13 protein-coding genes and 1 pseudogene are annotated in these 14739 nt (G+C 61.1%); 9 read left to right on the top strand and 5 right to left on the bottom strand.

Annotated features, from left to right (window positions below; genetic code table 11):
- Positions 1 to 116 precede the first annotated feature (116 nt).
- From FJW08_RS09600 to FJW08_RS09560, 8 genes are all read left to right on the top strand, one after another.
- Positions 117 to 860, top strand: a complete 744-nt coding sequence (locus tag FJW08_RS09600; protein WP_181182887.1) for a DUF899 family protein — start codon at positions 117 to 119, stop codon at positions 858 to 860.
- Positions 861 to 1004: 144 nt separating this feature from the next.
- Complete coding sequence (locus FJW08_RS09595) at positions 1005 to 1997, top strand: YihY/virulence factor BrkB family protein (protein WP_140810303.1); 993 nt, start codon at positions 1005 to 1007, stop codon at positions 1995 to 1997.
- A gap of 129 nt (positions 1998 to 2126) precedes the next feature.
- Positions 2127 to 2684 carry a DUF4142 domain-containing protein gene (locus tag FJW08_RS09590; protein ID WP_140810302.1) on the top strand — a complete coding sequence of 186 codons (558 nt, stop codon included), beginning with the start codon at positions 2127 to 2129 and terminating at the stop codon, positions 2682 to 2684.
- 267 nt (positions 2685 to 2951) lie between these two features.
- The gene (locus tag FJW08_RS09580) at positions 2952 to 3416 is read left to right on the top strand and encodes a cupin domain-containing protein (protein WP_140810301.1); all 465 of its coding nucleotides are present in this window, start codon (positions 2952 to 2954) and stop codon (positions 3414 to 3416) included.
- Between the two features lie 241 nt (positions 3417 to 3657).
- Complete coding sequence (locus tag FJW08_RS09575) at positions 3658 to 4050, top strand: RidA family protein (RefSeq protein WP_140617768.1); 393 nt, start codon at positions 3658 to 3660, stop codon at positions 4048 to 4050.
- A 140-nt stretch (positions 4051 to 4190) separates the two neighbouring features.
- A complete protein-coding gene (locus tag FJW08_RS09570) occupies positions 4191 to 5021 on the top strand; it encodes a hypothetical protein (protein WP_140810300.1) in 831 nt (276 codons plus the stop codon).
- The gene (locus FJW08_RS09565; protein ID WP_140810299.1) at positions 5018 to 5395 is read left to right on the top strand and encodes a hypothetical protein; all 378 of its coding nucleotides are present in this window, start codon (positions 5018 to 5020) and stop codon (positions 5393 to 5395) included. Before FJW08_RS09570 ends, FJW08_RS09565 begins: the two co-directional genes overlap by 4 nt.
- Positions 5396 to 5551: 156 nt before the next feature.
- Positions 5552 to 6613, top strand: a complete 1062-nt coding sequence (locus FJW08_RS09560) for a reverse transcriptase family protein (protein WP_140810297.1) — start codon at positions 5552 to 5554, stop codon at positions 6611 to 6613.
- Between the two features lie 32 nt (positions 6614 to 6645).
- On the opposite strand, the gene carB is transcribed toward FJW08_RS09560, so the two are convergent.
- The 4 genes and pseudogenes from carB to FJW08_RS09535 all read right to left on the bottom strand — a co-directional run bounded on the left by carB (position 6646) and on the right by FJW08_RS09535 (position 12713).
- Positions 6646 to 10149 carry a carbamoyl-phosphate synthase large subunit gene (carB, locus tag FJW08_RS09555; protein ID WP_140810296.1) on the bottom strand — a complete coding sequence of 1168 codons (3504 nt, stop codon included), beginning with the start codon at positions 10147 to 10149 and terminating at the stop codon, positions 6646 to 6648.
- Between the two features lie 435 nt (positions 10150 to 10584).
- The gene (locus tag FJW08_RS09545; protein ID WP_140810295.1) at positions 10585 to 11364 is read right to left on the bottom strand and encodes an SH3 domain-containing protein; all 780 of its coding nucleotides are present in this window, start codon (positions 11362 to 11364) and stop codon (positions 10585 to 10587) included.
- 151 nt (positions 11365 to 11515) lie between these two features.
- Positions 11516 to 12286 (bottom strand): annotated as a pseudogene (locus tag FJW08_RS09540) (metallophosphoesterase family protein).
- Between the two features lie 70 nt (positions 12287 to 12356).
- Positions 12357 to 12713, bottom strand: coding sequence for a helix-turn-helix transcriptional regulator (locus tag FJW08_RS09535; protein WP_140759583.1), 357 nt, complete (start codon positions 12711 to 12713; stop codon positions 12357 to 12359).
- A 194-nt stretch (positions 12714 to 12907) separates the two neighbouring features.
- On the opposite strand from FJW08_RS09535, the gene FJW08_RS09530 reads away from it, so the two are divergent.
- Positions 12908 to 14086, top strand: coding sequence for an MFS transporter (locus tag FJW08_RS09530; RefSeq protein WP_140759586.1), 1179 nt, complete (start codon positions 12908 to 12910; stop codon positions 14084 to 14086).
- Positions 14087 to 14131: 45 nt separating this feature from the next.
- On the opposite strand, the gene FJW08_RS09525 is transcribed toward FJW08_RS09530, so the two are convergent.
- Positions 14132 to 14590, bottom strand: coding sequence for a MarR family winged helix-turn-helix transcriptional regulator (locus FJW08_RS09525; protein ID WP_140810294.1), 459 nt, complete (start codon positions 14588 to 14590; stop codon positions 14132 to 14134).
- Between the last annotated feature and the right edge of the window lie 149 nt (positions 14591 to 14739).

Genomic DNA, 14739 nt, shown 5'->3' with positions numbered 1-14739 from the left:
GGCTCGTGATCGGCGCGCCGGGTGCAAAAAATGTCGGAACCGACCGCGGTGAAACGTCCTTGGGTCGCAGAGCATCCGCGCCGGAACGCCGGCGCGACGACTTGAAGGAGCCGACCATGATCACCTTTCCCAACGAATCCGCCAGATACCGCACCGCACGCGAAAAGCTGCTGAAGAAGGAAATCGAGCTGCGCCGCGCCATGGAAGCCGTGGCCGAGGCGCGGCGCACGCTGCCGCCGGGCGGGCCGGTGCCGCAGGATTATGTGTTCGAGGCGCTGGATATCTCCGGCAAGACCGCAGAGATAAAACTGTCGGAGCTGTTCGCGCCCGGCAAGGATACGCTGATCCTCTATCAGATGATGTTTCCGCGCCACCCGCAGGAGACGCGCGACGTGGCAACCAGCGGCGGCACGGCGAAGCTCGCGCGGCCGGACCAGCCATGCCCGTCCTGCACGGCGCTGCTCGACCAGTTCGACGGCGCGGTCGGCCATCTCGAGGCGGCCGGCTTCAACTTCGCCGTCGTCGCCAAGACGGCGCTCGAAAACCTCGTCACGCTCGGCCGCGATCGGGCGTGGCGCAACATGCGGCTGGTGTCTTCGGCTAACAACAGCTTCAAGCGCGACTACAACGCCGAGGATGCCGACGGCGCGCAGATCCCGCTGCTTCAGGTGTTCCACCGCGATGCCGACGGCATCAGGCATTTCTGGTCGTCCGAACTCGGCTTCGCGCCGACCGAGCCCGGCCAGGACCCGCGCGCCATCGGCACCTGCGAGATCCTGTGGAACCTGATGGATTTCACCCCGGAGGGCCGGCCGGATTGGCATGAGCAGCTGCAATATGGCGAGGCCTGTTGTCACTGACATCTGGGCGTTTCAGCTTCAGTAGCTGAGTTTCGGTTCGGAATGGCTTTTCTGCTGGTGAAACTCTCGCTCAACTCGGCCGGAACATCGGTAGATCGGCTGCATTGATAGGAGACGGTTTGCGACCCCCTTCACGGATTCGAAGTGCGACCCACACTTAAAAACCTATGGGACCTGGTGGAAGAAAGCGTGGTTGGCTTTGTCGACGACAATGCCCTTAGTCATGGCGCGGCGATGGCCTTTTATGCCGCCACGTCGCTGGCCCCGGTTCTGATAATTGTCGTCGCGATAGTTGGTATCGCATTTGGTCATGACGCGGCACAGGTGGCTTTGTCTGCTCAGATATCGGGGCTGATGGGTTCAGAAAGTGCAGCGCTCCTTCAGGCAGCGCTCGAAGGGGCATCCAGCAAATCATCGGGGACCCTGGCGGCCATCATCGGCGTGGTCACTTTGCTCGTCACCGCCTCGGCGGTGTTCGGCGAGATGCAGCAGGCCCTGAATGCAATATGGAAGGTTCAGGCGAAGGGGAGTTCGCTGTCGCGTCTCCTGCGCGCGCGTGCGGCAAGTCTCGGCTTGGTCGCCGCCCTCGGCTTTATGTTGCTGGTATCTCTGGTGGCGAGCGCGGCGATCTCTGCCCTGGGCAGCGTAATCAGCGCTCATTTGCCGTTCGGCGAATTTGTTCTGAGCGCGATCAACACCCTGATTTCCTTTTCCTTGATCTCCGTGATGTTTGCCGCGATCTACAAGGTCCTGCCGGACCGTGCCTTGAAATGGCGGGATGTCGGGATCGGTGCTGTCGTGACCGCCGCTCTGTTCACGTTGGGGAAGTCGCTGATCGGTTGGTATATCGGCACGAGTGCGATCGCATCATCATATGGTGCGGCCGGAGGGCTGCTCGTCATACTGCTCTGGGTCTATTATTCATCGGAAATCTTTCTGCTCGGTGCGGAGCTGACCCGCGCCTATTCCGTTCGACATGGGAGCAGGTCCGACTTGGTCGGGTTGGTTCAAAATCCTTCAGACAATCTTGTTTCAATTCGCCGAAAGCCCAGATCTTCCGGCGTCGTTGCGTTGTTGGCGATGGCGTGCGTGAGCGCGACGATGACAGCCTTTCTGCTGGGGCCTCGTCGCCCGTAGGGAGAGATCACGCTGCAATCCAAGGGTGCTTCCCCTTCTTCCTGCGCGAGGAGAAGGGACGCGGCTGGCAACCTCGCCGCATCTGCGACGTTGGAACCCCGAGGGAACCATTCCGATCGGAGATCCCAGATGAAAATGCTCCTGACCGTGGCCGCCGTCGCGCTGACCGCCGTCGCGCCCGCCGCCCTTGCCCAGACGAACGGCACCAATTCGAACGCCGTCGCGCCCATGTTGCCCGACAGCAAGGTCGACACCGCGACCTTTGTCAGCACCGTGCCCAGTGCCAATGAATTCGAGATCCAGTCGAGCAGGCTGGCCGAACAGAAATCCGCCTCGGCGGACGTCAAGGCCTTCGCCGGCCAGATGATCAAGGACCACACCAAGGCCGGCGAGGACTTCAAGCAGGCGCTGAGCAAGGGGCAGACCACCGCCTCGATCAAGCCGGCCGGACCCGCGCTGCAGCCGAAGGACCAGCAGATGCTGGACCAGCTGAAAGCCGCCAGCGGCAAGGAGTTCGACCAGAAATACATCATGATGCAGACCGAGGCCCACAAGCAGGCGGTTGCCCTGTTCAGCACCTATGCGAAATCGGGCGACGACCCCGCGCTGAAGGAATTCGCCAAGAAGACGCTGCCGACGCTGAAGATGCATGAGAAGCGCGTGAAGGAGCTCGGCGCGGCGCATTAGGTTGGTGGCCAGGGGTGTGAACGGTTCGAAATTCGAGCTCTACGGCGCCCCCCTCTGTCCTGCCGGACATCTCCCCCCCGGGTGGGGAGATTGGCAGCTTTGGCGCCGGCTCTCCTTTGCATCGCCGAAAATTGGCGAAGCCCGTGATGACAGCCAATCTCCCCCCTCGTGGGGGAGATGTCCGGCAGGACAGAGGGGGGCGCCGTAGAGCGCTACCGCAACCATCCTGCCACCCCCTGGCAAAACCCCACGCGCAAGGGAGCTCCCATGCCCAAGATCGACCTCGCATCCGCGCCCGTCCGCAAGGGCTCCAGCTATCCCGCGCCCTTCGACGTCCCATGCGCCGACCGCATGCGCCGGCGCCTCGGCGATGCCTGCGGGCTCACCGATTTCGGCGTCAACCTGATGACCTTGCCGCCCGGCGGCTGGTCGAGCCAGCGCCACTGGCACAGCCATGAGGACGAGCTCGTCTATGTGCTGGAGGGCGAACTGGTGCTGGTCGAGGATGGCGGCGAGACGCTGCTCGAGGCCGGCGACTGCGCCACCTTCGCCAAGAACAGCGGCAACGGCCACCACATGATCAACCGCTCGTCGGCCACCGCGCGCTACCTGGAAGTCGGCTCGCGCGACCCGGACGATGTGATCACCTGCTCCGACATCGACATGATGAGCCCGAGTTCGGACGGGCGGTTTTTGCACAAGGACGGCACGCCATATCCAGGGCAGGGGTGAGGGAGCTGGACCATGCGTCCGCGCTGGCGTTCCGCCCGTGCCGGGATAAGCTGCCTATAGCCGCAGGAGTCGGCGCCGGCCCCCTCATCCGGCCGCTTCGCGTCCACCTTCTCCCCGCTGGGGAGAAGAGAATGGCGCTGGCGCTCGTAATCTCCTCTCCCCTCGGGGAGAGGTCAGCCGAGCGAAGCGGAGGCTGGGTGAGGGGGCCGGCGCTAACCTTGCCAACCCAGGGAGCACACCCATGAAAAAAGAAGTCATCGAAGTGCCCGTCATGTCGGACAAGGTGCGGGCGCTGGGCTTGCCCTGTTCGACGGCGGTGAAGGCCAACGGCTTCGTGTTCATCTCGGCGACGCCGCCGGTGGACATGGTGACCGGCGAGATGGTGCGCGGCGACATCGAGGTCCAGACCGAGGCGTCGCTGAAGGCACTGAAACATTGCCTGGAAGCGGCCGGCACCTCGCTGGAAAACGTGGTGATGGTGCGAATCTACGCCGTCAATTCCGGCTTCTACAACGCGATAAACAGGGTGTATGCCCGGTATTTCAGCGTCAACCCGCCGGCAAGGAGTTTCGTGCCGGTGGCGTCTTGGCCGATGGAGTTTGATATTGAGATCGAGTGCGTGGCGGTGGGGTGAGGGGCACGCAGCAGATTTTGGTCCTAGGGACGCAATTGCCCCTATTGCCTGAATGATACAGAAGTGAGTAGATGGCTGCACCAATTGGGAGCTAAACTCTGACTAAAGATATTGCAGATGTGCCCCGTGCAAATCAATTTATGGACGCTGGCGATTTCAAAGTACTCTTTGACGTTTGCAAAGGGTGCAGGTGGCTAGTAAGCGAATATGACGCTCTCATTAGGCTTTGGAATGATTGTCATGATGCCGATTCTCGAAGCTTGATTATAGAACTCATCAAAGATTTCAGGATGGTTACGTCATTCGATATGGTGGATGCTACAAAATCAATTTCTACTCACGTGCAACAAAAATGGGCGCTATCGGCGAAGAATACCATATTTTTCGCCGTGAGCGACGACTATGAAGTTGATGGGTCTCAAGCATTTTTGCAGCAACTGAAGAGTGATTTTAGCCCTGTCGATGGTTGGTCTGAAAAGAATTTTAGAAACTCTTTGGTCGGATATGATGACGCATTTGGAAATGAGAAAAACTATGTATTATTTGACGATTTCTTTGGAACGGGAAAAACCATTGAGCGGAAAGCCAAAAAATTTCTAGAATACGTCAAAAGTAGCCAGTACAAAAATAATAAGGTCTATCTCCTGGCCATCGCCGGTATGACTGCCGCTAAATCTCGATTAGACGAAATTGGCTTGGAATACCATTCGGAGATCTGGCTCAGCCGCGGAATATCGGATAGGTATATTGGGAAAGACCTTTATTTAAAAAGAAAACTGATGAAAGATCTTGAGAAAAGACTTTCATCCATATATAAAGGTCAGTTCATGCCTTCTATGGGGTATGGTTCGTCGGAGTCTTTATTTTCTATTCACAATTACAATTGTCCTAACAACGTCTTTCCTATTTTTTGGTGGCCCGTATACAAAGACTATAAGCCAAGAAAAACAATCCTTAAGAGGCTTAGATGAAAAATTATCCGACGTTCGTATTGGAAGTATTGCGTGAGATATATCGTGATCGGGGGTGGGTCGAGGTTTACCAATTTCATAAGAGATATCGGCTATCTCCTCTTCAAATGGTGGAATGTGTGGATTTCTTGCAAGCCAATGAGATTGCAGCCGCTGAGCATGATGAGGCGGGCCTCAGAATTAGGCTTCTGCCGCAGGGGGCAGCTTGGATTGATGCTCATGCGCCGGATCTCTTCATGAGGCCTAGAGCTGACGAGGAATGGAGATACGTCCCAAAGCGTCGTTCGCGTGCCGATGACGCTGATATGTATGTTCCCAGAATGTCGAACCTTGAGCTCGACTTCTTGACAAAATTGGGGGAGACGGCAGACTAAGATTCTGAATCACAGAGTTTGCACCGGCATCAAGGAACTAGCGCAACGAGGTGAATTCGCCTCGGCGACTTAGGCTAGAGTTAAGCCCATTCGGTAATCGAAGAAGATTACCGAGAGGTTCTACGAACCTCAGACAACTAACATTGTTATTTGTCGATGAAGCAGTCGAAATATAAATCTGTATTATGTGGTGACTTGGTGCCGGTGCAACCATACAGTCAATTTCTACAAGAAAAAACTTTCCGTTGGCCACTTAAGTATGCTGCTAAACGTGGCCTCATAGCATACGCGGAGCGTTTAGAGAGCCAAGGCCTTCCTGTAATCTTAGATATTCAACACCTGGCTTGGCATTCCGGGCTGGAGGCCAAGTTCATAGCGAGTGTAGCGCTGGACAATCGCCGCTACTACAGTACTAGAACTATCCCAAAGCGGAGGGGCGGAGAGCGCTCGCTTTTCGTACCTCGGCCATTCTTGGCGGGCCTGCAGCGATGGATTTTGGATGAAATTCTGTCAAAGTTCGGTCTGCACCAGTCGGCCTTTGGATTTGTCAAGGGGCGCCGCACGCTCGACAATGCGAGATTGCATGCTGCATCGAAATGTATTTTAAAGGTAGACATTAGAGATTTTTTTGGCTCCATAAAATATGCATCGGTTAGTGATATTTTTCTAGGAGCCGGTTACTCACCAAAAGTATCTTACTATTTGTCGAGAATATGTACGTTGGATGACGTTATCCCTCAGGGGGCTCCAACTAGCCCGTCGATCAGCAATATCGCGATGCGTCAAGTTGATATACAGATTGCGGAATTTTGTGCTCAAAATAGACTTTTGTTTTCGCGGTATGCGGATGATATCTGCCTTTCTGGAGATTCAATTCCGGAAAGCGCGTTTCCTTTTCTTAGTGATTGCTTGTCAAAATTCGGTCTCGAAATCGCAGAAGAGAAGACTGTTCTTGCCTTTGAGGGTCAAAAGAAAATCATAACTGGAATTTCGATTTCTAGTGGAGAGCTTAGGCTTCCAAAGGTTTATCGCCGAGAATTAAGGAAGACCATCCACTATATTTGTCGATTTGGACTCAAATCTCATAAAAATAAAGCAGGGATATCTGATCCAATTTATAGATATAGACTCCTTGGTCAGGTAGAATACTGGCTATCTATTGAGCCAAACAACAGTATCGCGCTGCTTGGGAGAGAAATTCTCAAGGAAAGTCGTTGAAGTAGATCCGAACATCTGTCCAGGTTGACGACCTAAGCAAAATACTCCTGCAGCGGCCTGACCTCCAGGCTCCCCGCCTTCAGCGCCGCGATCGCTTCGGCCACCGCCGCGGCGCCCGACAGCGTCGTGTAATACGGCACCTTCTGCATCAGCGTTGCCCTGCGCAGCGACTTCGAGTCCGACACCGCCTTCTGGCCGTCCGTCGTGTTGAAGACGATCTGGACCTGGCGGTTGCGGATGGCGTCTTCGATGTGGGGGCGTCCTTCGAGGACCTTGTTTATTTTCTCGGCCACCACACCGTTTTCGGCGAGGAAGCGTTGCGTGCCTGAGGTGGCCAGCACCTTGAAGCCGAGGCCGGCGAGGCGCTTGACGGCCGGCAATATGCCTTTCTTGTCCTCGTCACGCACCGAGACGAACAGCGTGCCGGAGCGGGGGAGATCGACGCCGGCGCCGAGCTGGCTCTTGGCGAAGGCGAGCGCGAAATCGCGGTCGAGGCCCATCACCTCGCCGGTCGAGCGCATTTCCGGGCCGAGCAATATGTCGACGCCGGGGAAGCGGGCGAAGGGGAACACCGCTTCCTTGACCGCGATGTGGCCGGGATTGCGCGGGTCGGGCATGGCGCCGTAATGGGAGAAGGCGTCTTCCAGCGTCTCGCCGGCCATGATGCGGGCGGCGATCTTGGCAATGGGACGCCCGATGGTCTTGGCGACGAAGGGTACAGTGCGCGACGCGCGGGGGTTGACCTCCAGCACATAGACCGTGCCGTCCTTGATCGCATACTGCACGTTCATCAACCCGCCGACATTGAGCGCGCGGGCCAGGGCCGCCGTCTGGCGCTCCAGCTCGTTGACGAGGTCCGAAGGCAGCGAGTGCACCGGCAGCGAGCAGGCGCTGTCGCCCGAATGGATGCCGGCTTCCTCGATGTGTTCCAGAATGCCCGACACGAAGGTGTCCTTGCCGTCGCAGAGGCAGTCGACATCGACCTCGATGGCGCCGGAGAGATAGGTGTCGAACAGCAGCGGGTTCTTGCCCAAGAGCGTGTTGATCTGGCCGGTCTTGTCGTTGGGGTATTTCTGCTTGATGTCCTCCGGCACCAGGCCGGGCACGGTGTCGAGCAGGTAGTTCTGCAGCATTCCTTCGTCATGGATGATCTGCATGGCGCGGCCGCCGAGCACATAGGAGGGGCGCACCACCAGCGGGAAACCGAGCTCGCCGGCGACGAGGCGGGCCTGCTCGACCGAATAGGCGATGCCGTTCTTCGGCTGGCTGAGGTTGAGCTTGTGCAGCAGCTTCTGGAAGCGGTCGCGGTCTTCGGCCAGATCGATCATGTCGGGCGAGGTGCCGAGGATTGGTATGCCGGCCTTCTCCAGCGCGTCCGCCAGCTTCAGCGGCGTCTGGCCGCCGAACTGCACGATGACGCCGACCAGCTCGCCCGAGGCCTGCTCGGCGCGCAGGATCTCCAGTACGTCCTCCGCCGTCAGCGGCTCGAAATAGAGCCGGTCCGAGGTGTCGTAATCGGTCGAGACCGTCTCGGGGTTGCAGTTGATCATGATCGCTTCATAGCCGGCATCGCGCAGCGCGAACGCCGCGTGGCAGCAGCAATAGTCGAACTCGATGCCCTGGCCGATGCGGTTCGGCCCGCCGCCGAGGATGACGACTTTTTTCCGCGCCGAAACCTGCGCCTCGTTGGCGAGCGCGCCGGCGAAGGGCACTTCATAGGTCGAGTACATGTAGGCGGTGGGCGAGGCGAACTCGGCGGCGCAGGTGTCGATGCGCTTATAAACCGGATGAACGTCGAGCTTTTCACGAATCTTCTGAACGACTTCGGCGTCGGTCTTCGTCAGCGAGGCGAGGCGGGCGTCGGAGAAGCCCATGGCCTTCAGCATGCGCAGATTGACGGCATCCTCGGGGATGCCGTGCTCGCGGATGCGGGCTTCCATGGCCAGGATGCCGGCGATCTGTTCGAGGAACCACGGGTCGATCTTGCACATGGCATGCACGTCTTCGAGCGACGTGCCCATGCGGATCGCCTGCGCCACCATGCGCAGCCGGTCGGGCGTCGGGGTGCCCAAGGCGGCGCGGATGGCGTTGCGGTCGTCGGCGTGGTTGGCCGCCACGGCGCCGTGGCCGATGCCGGGGATCTCGATCTCGTCGAGCCCCGTCAGGCCGGTCTCCAGACCGCGCAACGCCTTCTGCAGCGATTCCTGGAACGTGCGGCCGATGGCCATGACCTCGCCGACCGACTTCATGGCGGTGGTCAGCACCGGCTCGGCGCCGGGGAATTTCTCGAAGGCAAAGCGCGGGATCTTGGTCACGACATAGTCGATCGACGGCTCGAACGATGCCGGCGTGGCGCCGCCGGTGATGTCGTTCTCCAGCTCGTCCAGCGTGTAGCCGACGGCGAGCTTGGCGGCGATCTTGGCGATCGGGAAACCGGTCGCCTTGGAGGCGAGTGCGGACGAGCGCGAGACGCGCGGGTTCATCTCGATGACGACGAGGCGGCCATCGGCCGGATTGACGGCGAACTGCACGTTGGAGCCGCCGGTCTCGACGCCGATCTCGCGCAGCACCGCGATCGAGGCGTTGCGCATCATCTGGTATTCCTTGTCGGTCAAGGTCAGCGCCGGGGCGACGGTGATGCTATCGCCCGTGTGCACGCCCATCGGGTCGATGTTCTCGATCGAGCAGACGATGATGCAATTGTCCGCCTTGTCGCGGACGACCTCCATCTCGTACTCCTTCCAGCCGAGCACGCTTTCCTCGATCAGTACTTCGGTGGTCGGCGAGGCATCAAGGCCGGACTGGACGATGTCGTAGAATTCGGCCCTGTTGTAGGCGATGCCGCCGCCGGTGCCGCCCATGGTGAAGGAGGGGCGGATGATGGCGGGAAGGCCGACATGGTCGAGCGCCTGTGCCGCGATCGCCATGCCATGGCTGATGTAGCGCTGCTTGCGGTCGCCTTCGCCGAGGTTCCAGCGTGTTTCCAGCGCGTCGAGCGCGGCGTCGAGATTGTCGGGCCTTTCGGCCTTCAGCGCGGCGCGCTCGGCCTCGTGCGTCTTGCGGTCCGCGTTCTTGACGTCGGTGGCGTTGGCCAGCATCGACTTCGGCGTTTCCAGCCCGATCGTCTTCATCGCCTCGCGGAACAGCGCCCGATCCTCGGCCTTGTCGATGGCATGCGCGTCGGCGCCGATCATCTCGACATTGTAGCGCTCGAGCACGCCCATGCGGCGCAGCGACAGGGCGGTGTTGAGCGCCGTCTGGCCGCCCATGGTCGGCAGCAGCGCGTCCGGCCGTTCCTTGGCGATGATCTTGGCGACGACCTCGGGCGTGATCGGCTCGATATAGGTGGCGTCGGCCAGTTCCGGGTCGGTCATGATGGTGGCCGGATTGGAATTGACCAGGATGACGCGGAAGCCTTCTTCCTTCAGCGCCTTGCAGGCCTGGGTGCCGGAATAGTCGAACTCGCAGGCCTGGCCGATGACGATGGGGCCGGCCCCGATGATCAGGATCGACTTGATGTCGGTGCGTCTTGGCATGTCTGTGAATTCCGTTCGGCAGCGGGCTTGCACAAAAAACCGGGACGGGAAGACCCGGCCGGTTGTGCTCGCGATTCTGGTATCAGGCTAGGAGGGCCTTATAGGGAAGAGTTTTGCCCGATGTAACCCCGAAAATGAAGGGTTCATGTGGGGTTCGTGGACAGGGGCAATTGCTTTGGGTTGAATTGGCATCTTGCCGGATGTTTGCGCCGCCCCTCATTGCCCTGCCGGGCATTTCTCCCCGTATAGTGACGGGGAGAAAGAAGCTCTGTCCGATGGTTTCGCCAATTGCCAGCATTGCAGGAAGAGGGCCGGCACTCGTTCAGCCCCTTCTCCCCGTCGCTATACGGGGAGAAGATGCCGGCAGGCAGATGAGGGGCAGCGCCGACGTCGGTAATTGGCTGATCGCTGCATGCGCAACAATCACCGCGACCTTCAGTCCCCCAGCACCACCGTATCGGCAATCTCGAACCGCTCCGACACGCCGATGCGGATCATGTTGAGTTTGCCTTCTCGGGTGAAGCGAAAGTTGCTGCCGGCGTCCGAGCTTGCCGGCAGGCCGGCATCGAAGGAGATGACGCGGCTGCCGCCATCGGGCCAGGCCACGGTCACGTCGGCCTTGTCGGTGCCCTTGCGCGTCACGCTCGCCGCGCAAGACGCCATGGGCTGTCCAACGTAGCGGGCGCAGGGAATTTGCAGGGTTCCATTCGCCGCCAACGCCAGGCCATAGGCATCCTGCATGGCGATCTCCGCCGCGGATTTCGGTGTGGTCTCCGGGCTGGCCGGTTGGGTCGCGTCACCCAGCCGAGCGGTCAGGTCGGGGGCATCGGAAGTCGCGCCGGCTTCGGTGCCCACGGCGTCCGTCGCCTGGTCGGGCACCGTCGCCGGATTGAGGGGTACCAGATAGCGCGCGGGAGCCCAGCCGGTGGCTTTGGGATTGTCTGATACAACCTTGCACCAGGGATGGCCGTCAATGTCGTTGCAGCCGAGGTTTCGAACGCTCGCACCGGCAGCCAGGCGGGCCTCGGTCTTGCCGATCGCCGATGGCTTGGTGCGAACATTGAGCAGGTCGTCGGGGGCGAGCCCGGTGACGACGGAGATGAACGGGGCCTCTTCGGCATGCGCCGGGACAACAGCCGGCCACGCCGCCATCAGCAGCGGAGCGGCAATCAGCGCATGCAAACTTTTTCGGAGCGTAACTGTGCGCCTCATCATTTGGCCGTGCGCCGATATCACCATGCCGCGGCGGTCTCGCCGCGTGCCCGGCCGGTTTTATAAGGGACGACGCGCCGCCATGTAAGTCGGAAATTCAAGCTAATAATGGCGGCAAACCATGGTGCTCGGTGGTGCAGTTTACGGATCAGGATCACGGCTGCGCCGCTTCCGGCATGAAGCCGGTGCGAAGCCCGTGCGCCCATTCCGGGCGCCCCGCCTGTTCGGCCTGCCGTGCCGCCGCTTCGTGGTCGTAGTCCACGGCGATCATCTCGAAGCGATCCTGTCGACCGGCGCCGCCCAAGGTGACGATGCCGTAGCGGGCATGCGGCGAGCCCTGTTCGGAGACATGGGCCGGCGGCGTGTCGTCATCATAGGCGGGGCAGCCGATGCTGCCCGGGTTGAAGATGACGGGACCGTCAGGAATACGGATCAACTCGGCCCGGTGGCTGTGGCCGCAGAGCGCAATGCGGCAGGCCGGGTCGAGCGCCTTCAGCCGGCGCCGGATCGCGGCCAGCGGTGCGCGCACCAACTGGCCGTCGACGATGCCGTCGAGCAGATATTTTTCATCGTGATCGGGGCGGGCATGGAACGCGATCACGCCGGGCGCGATCTCAAGGGTCAGCGGCTGGGCGAACAGCGTATCGCGCTGCGCTTGCGTCAATCGCTGCTGCGCATAGACGTCGGACGCCTACATGGTCTCGTCGGCCGGATCGACGGCGACGCGGCGGTCATGGTTGCCACGCACCGTCGGCAGGTTGAGCGCTTGCAGCCTCTCCATCGTTTCGCGTGGCCAGAGCGGACCCGAAACGCAGTCGCCGAGATTGACGGTGAGATCCGCGCCGCCGCGATGCCTGAGATCGTCGAGCACGGCGTCGAGGGCGAGAACGTTGCCGTGGATATCGGCGAGAACGGCGATGCGCATGAGGAGGTTCCGTGGGTGGGCGGCAGGACTTGGTTTCCTCTCTCTCGCGAAGCGGGGGAGAGGAAAAGGTTCAGGCCGGCACTTCCAAATCATGACCGCCGACCGCCGGCAGGGCGGCGTCGTCGGCGGCTGCTGCGATGACGCTGTCGAGCAGGCCGGGGAAGCGGGCGTCGAGATCGGCGCGGCGGAGCGTGATCATACGGTTGGTGCCGACCACTTCGGCGCGGGTGACGCCGGCCTCGCGCAGCTTGGCGAGGTGGTAGCTGAGGTTGGTCTTGGAAGCGAGGTCGAGGAAACGGCTGCAGTTCAGCGGCACGCCTTCCTTGCTGGCGAGATAGCGCACGATCGCGAGCCGCGTCGGGTCGCCGAGCACGCCGAGCACGATGGGCAGACTGATCTGGTCCGTATTGGGATGCGGTAACGTCATGGCTGGAACCTAAGCACAGTTCGGGCCGATTTCAACGCGTCCATCCTGCTCGGCCCTACACACTGGTTCTCCTTCTCACGACCGTCCTGACACAGGGCTGTCAGCATGGTTCTGCTATTTTTGCCTGGCTTCATTGACATGATGTCCTTTCATGTCCAATTGTTCAATAACTTTTGAACTAAGGACACCTTCCCATGGACAAGAGAATCTTCTGGCTTGCGCTCGGATCGTTTGCGATCTCGACCGAAGGCTTCGTCATCTCCAGCCTTCTGCCCGATATCGCCAGGGATGCCGGCATCTCCGTGCCGCTCGCGGGCTCGCTGATCACCGCCTTCGCGCTCGCCTATGCGATCGGCACGCCGATCCTGGCGACGCTGACCGGCGAATGGGATCGGCGCCGCGTCATCCTGTGGACGCTGGTGTTCTTCGTCATCGGCAATGTCGTCGCCGCCCTGAGCTCGTCCTTCGAAGTGCTGCTCATCGCCCGCATCATCATGGCGCTGTCGTCGGGCCTGTTCGCGGCGACCGCGCAAGGTACGGCGGTGGCGCTGGTCGATGACCATCACCGGGCCCGTGCCATCGCCGTCGTCGTCGGCGGCACCACGGTGGCGGTCGCTGTCGGCGCGCCGCTTGGCGCGCTGGTCGCGGCCATCGCCGGCTGGCGCGGCACTTTCTACGCCATTGCCGGCCTTGGCGCGCTCGCCGGCGCCATCCTGTGGTACCGGCTGCCGCGCGGCATCATTGGCACCCGGCTGCCGCTGAAGCGCCGGCTGGCGGCGGCCATGCGTCCCGGCGTGATGCCGATCCTGGTGACGACGGCGCTTGCCCTCATCGGCGCGTTCACCGTGTTCAGCTTCATCGCGCCGCTGGCCATCGAAGGCGCCGGGCTGTCGCCGATCGCGCTGCCGGGCATGCTGCTCGCCTTCGGCGCCGGCGCGGTCATCGGCAACATTGCCGGCGGCCAGGCAGCCGATCGTTTCGGCGCGACGCGTACCGTCGCCTGGTCACTGGCGCTGAGCGCGGCCATGCTCGTCACCTTCTCGCTGATCCCGACCTTCCTGCCGCATCACCTCGCCGGACCGGCGCTGATGGGCATGATGGTGCCGTGGGGCATCGTCGGCTGGGCCTTTCCGCCGGCGCAGGCCAGCCGCATCATCAAGCTCGCGCCCGACGCGGCCCCGATCGTGCTGTCGCTCAACGCCTCGGCGCTCTATCTCGGCGTGGCGCTGGGCGCGGTGGTCGGCGGGGCGGTGCTGCGCTTCGGCGCGCCGGCCGATCTCGGCCTGATCGCCGCGGCCTTCCCGGTGATCGGGCTCGGCATCGTGCTCGCTGGGCGGGTGTTCGCCAGACCAGTAGCGATGCCGGCTGAATAACCGGCTCCGAGGCTCACACCATCGTTTTTTAAGCGGCCGCTTCTTTCAACCGGAAGAAGCGGCCGCGGGCAGTTCCAGGTTCAACGCAGCCACTTCGTCTAACGTGGCCCGCAGTTTCGCGGCCTGCTCCGCGCCGATCACGGCCTCGAATTGTCGCTGGGCAACGCTCCATAGCTTGATCGCCTCGTCGAGCTTGGCCTGGCCTGATGGCGTCAGCCGCACGCGCTTGACGCGGCGATCATCCTTGTCGGGGAAGGTTTCGACATAGCCGTCGCGAACCAGAGGCTTCAGCGTGTGGCCGAGTGCCGAAAGGTCCATGATCAGCGCCTCGGCAATGGCCCCCATCGCCGGCTCGCTGCCGACACTGATCTGGAAGAGCAGGCCAAACTGCGTGCCTTTCAGGCCGGAAGGCGCCAGCGCGTCGTCGTAGAACCGGCCGAGCCTGCGCGCGGTGCGCCGCAAGGTGGCATTGTTGCAACGGCTAAATCCTTCAGCTTCGCTCATGGTCGCTCCTTGCTGAGGCATTTCCGGCGAAAACGCATCGCCTCCAATGCTCTCTCTTCTTACGCAATTCCGGACGCAAAACCGCCGAGCACTTTTGCTGGAATTGCTCCGGCAGGTGCGCCAGCCTGCCGCAGAAATAGTTTTTGCCG

The sequence above is a fragment of the Mesorhizobium sp. B3-2-1 genome, assembly GCF_006439515.1.
GTDB lineage: Bacteria > Pseudomonadota > Alphaproteobacteria > Rhizobiales > Rhizobiaceae > Mesorhizobium.
This window is presented reverse-complemented; position numbering and strand designations above follow the sequence as displayed.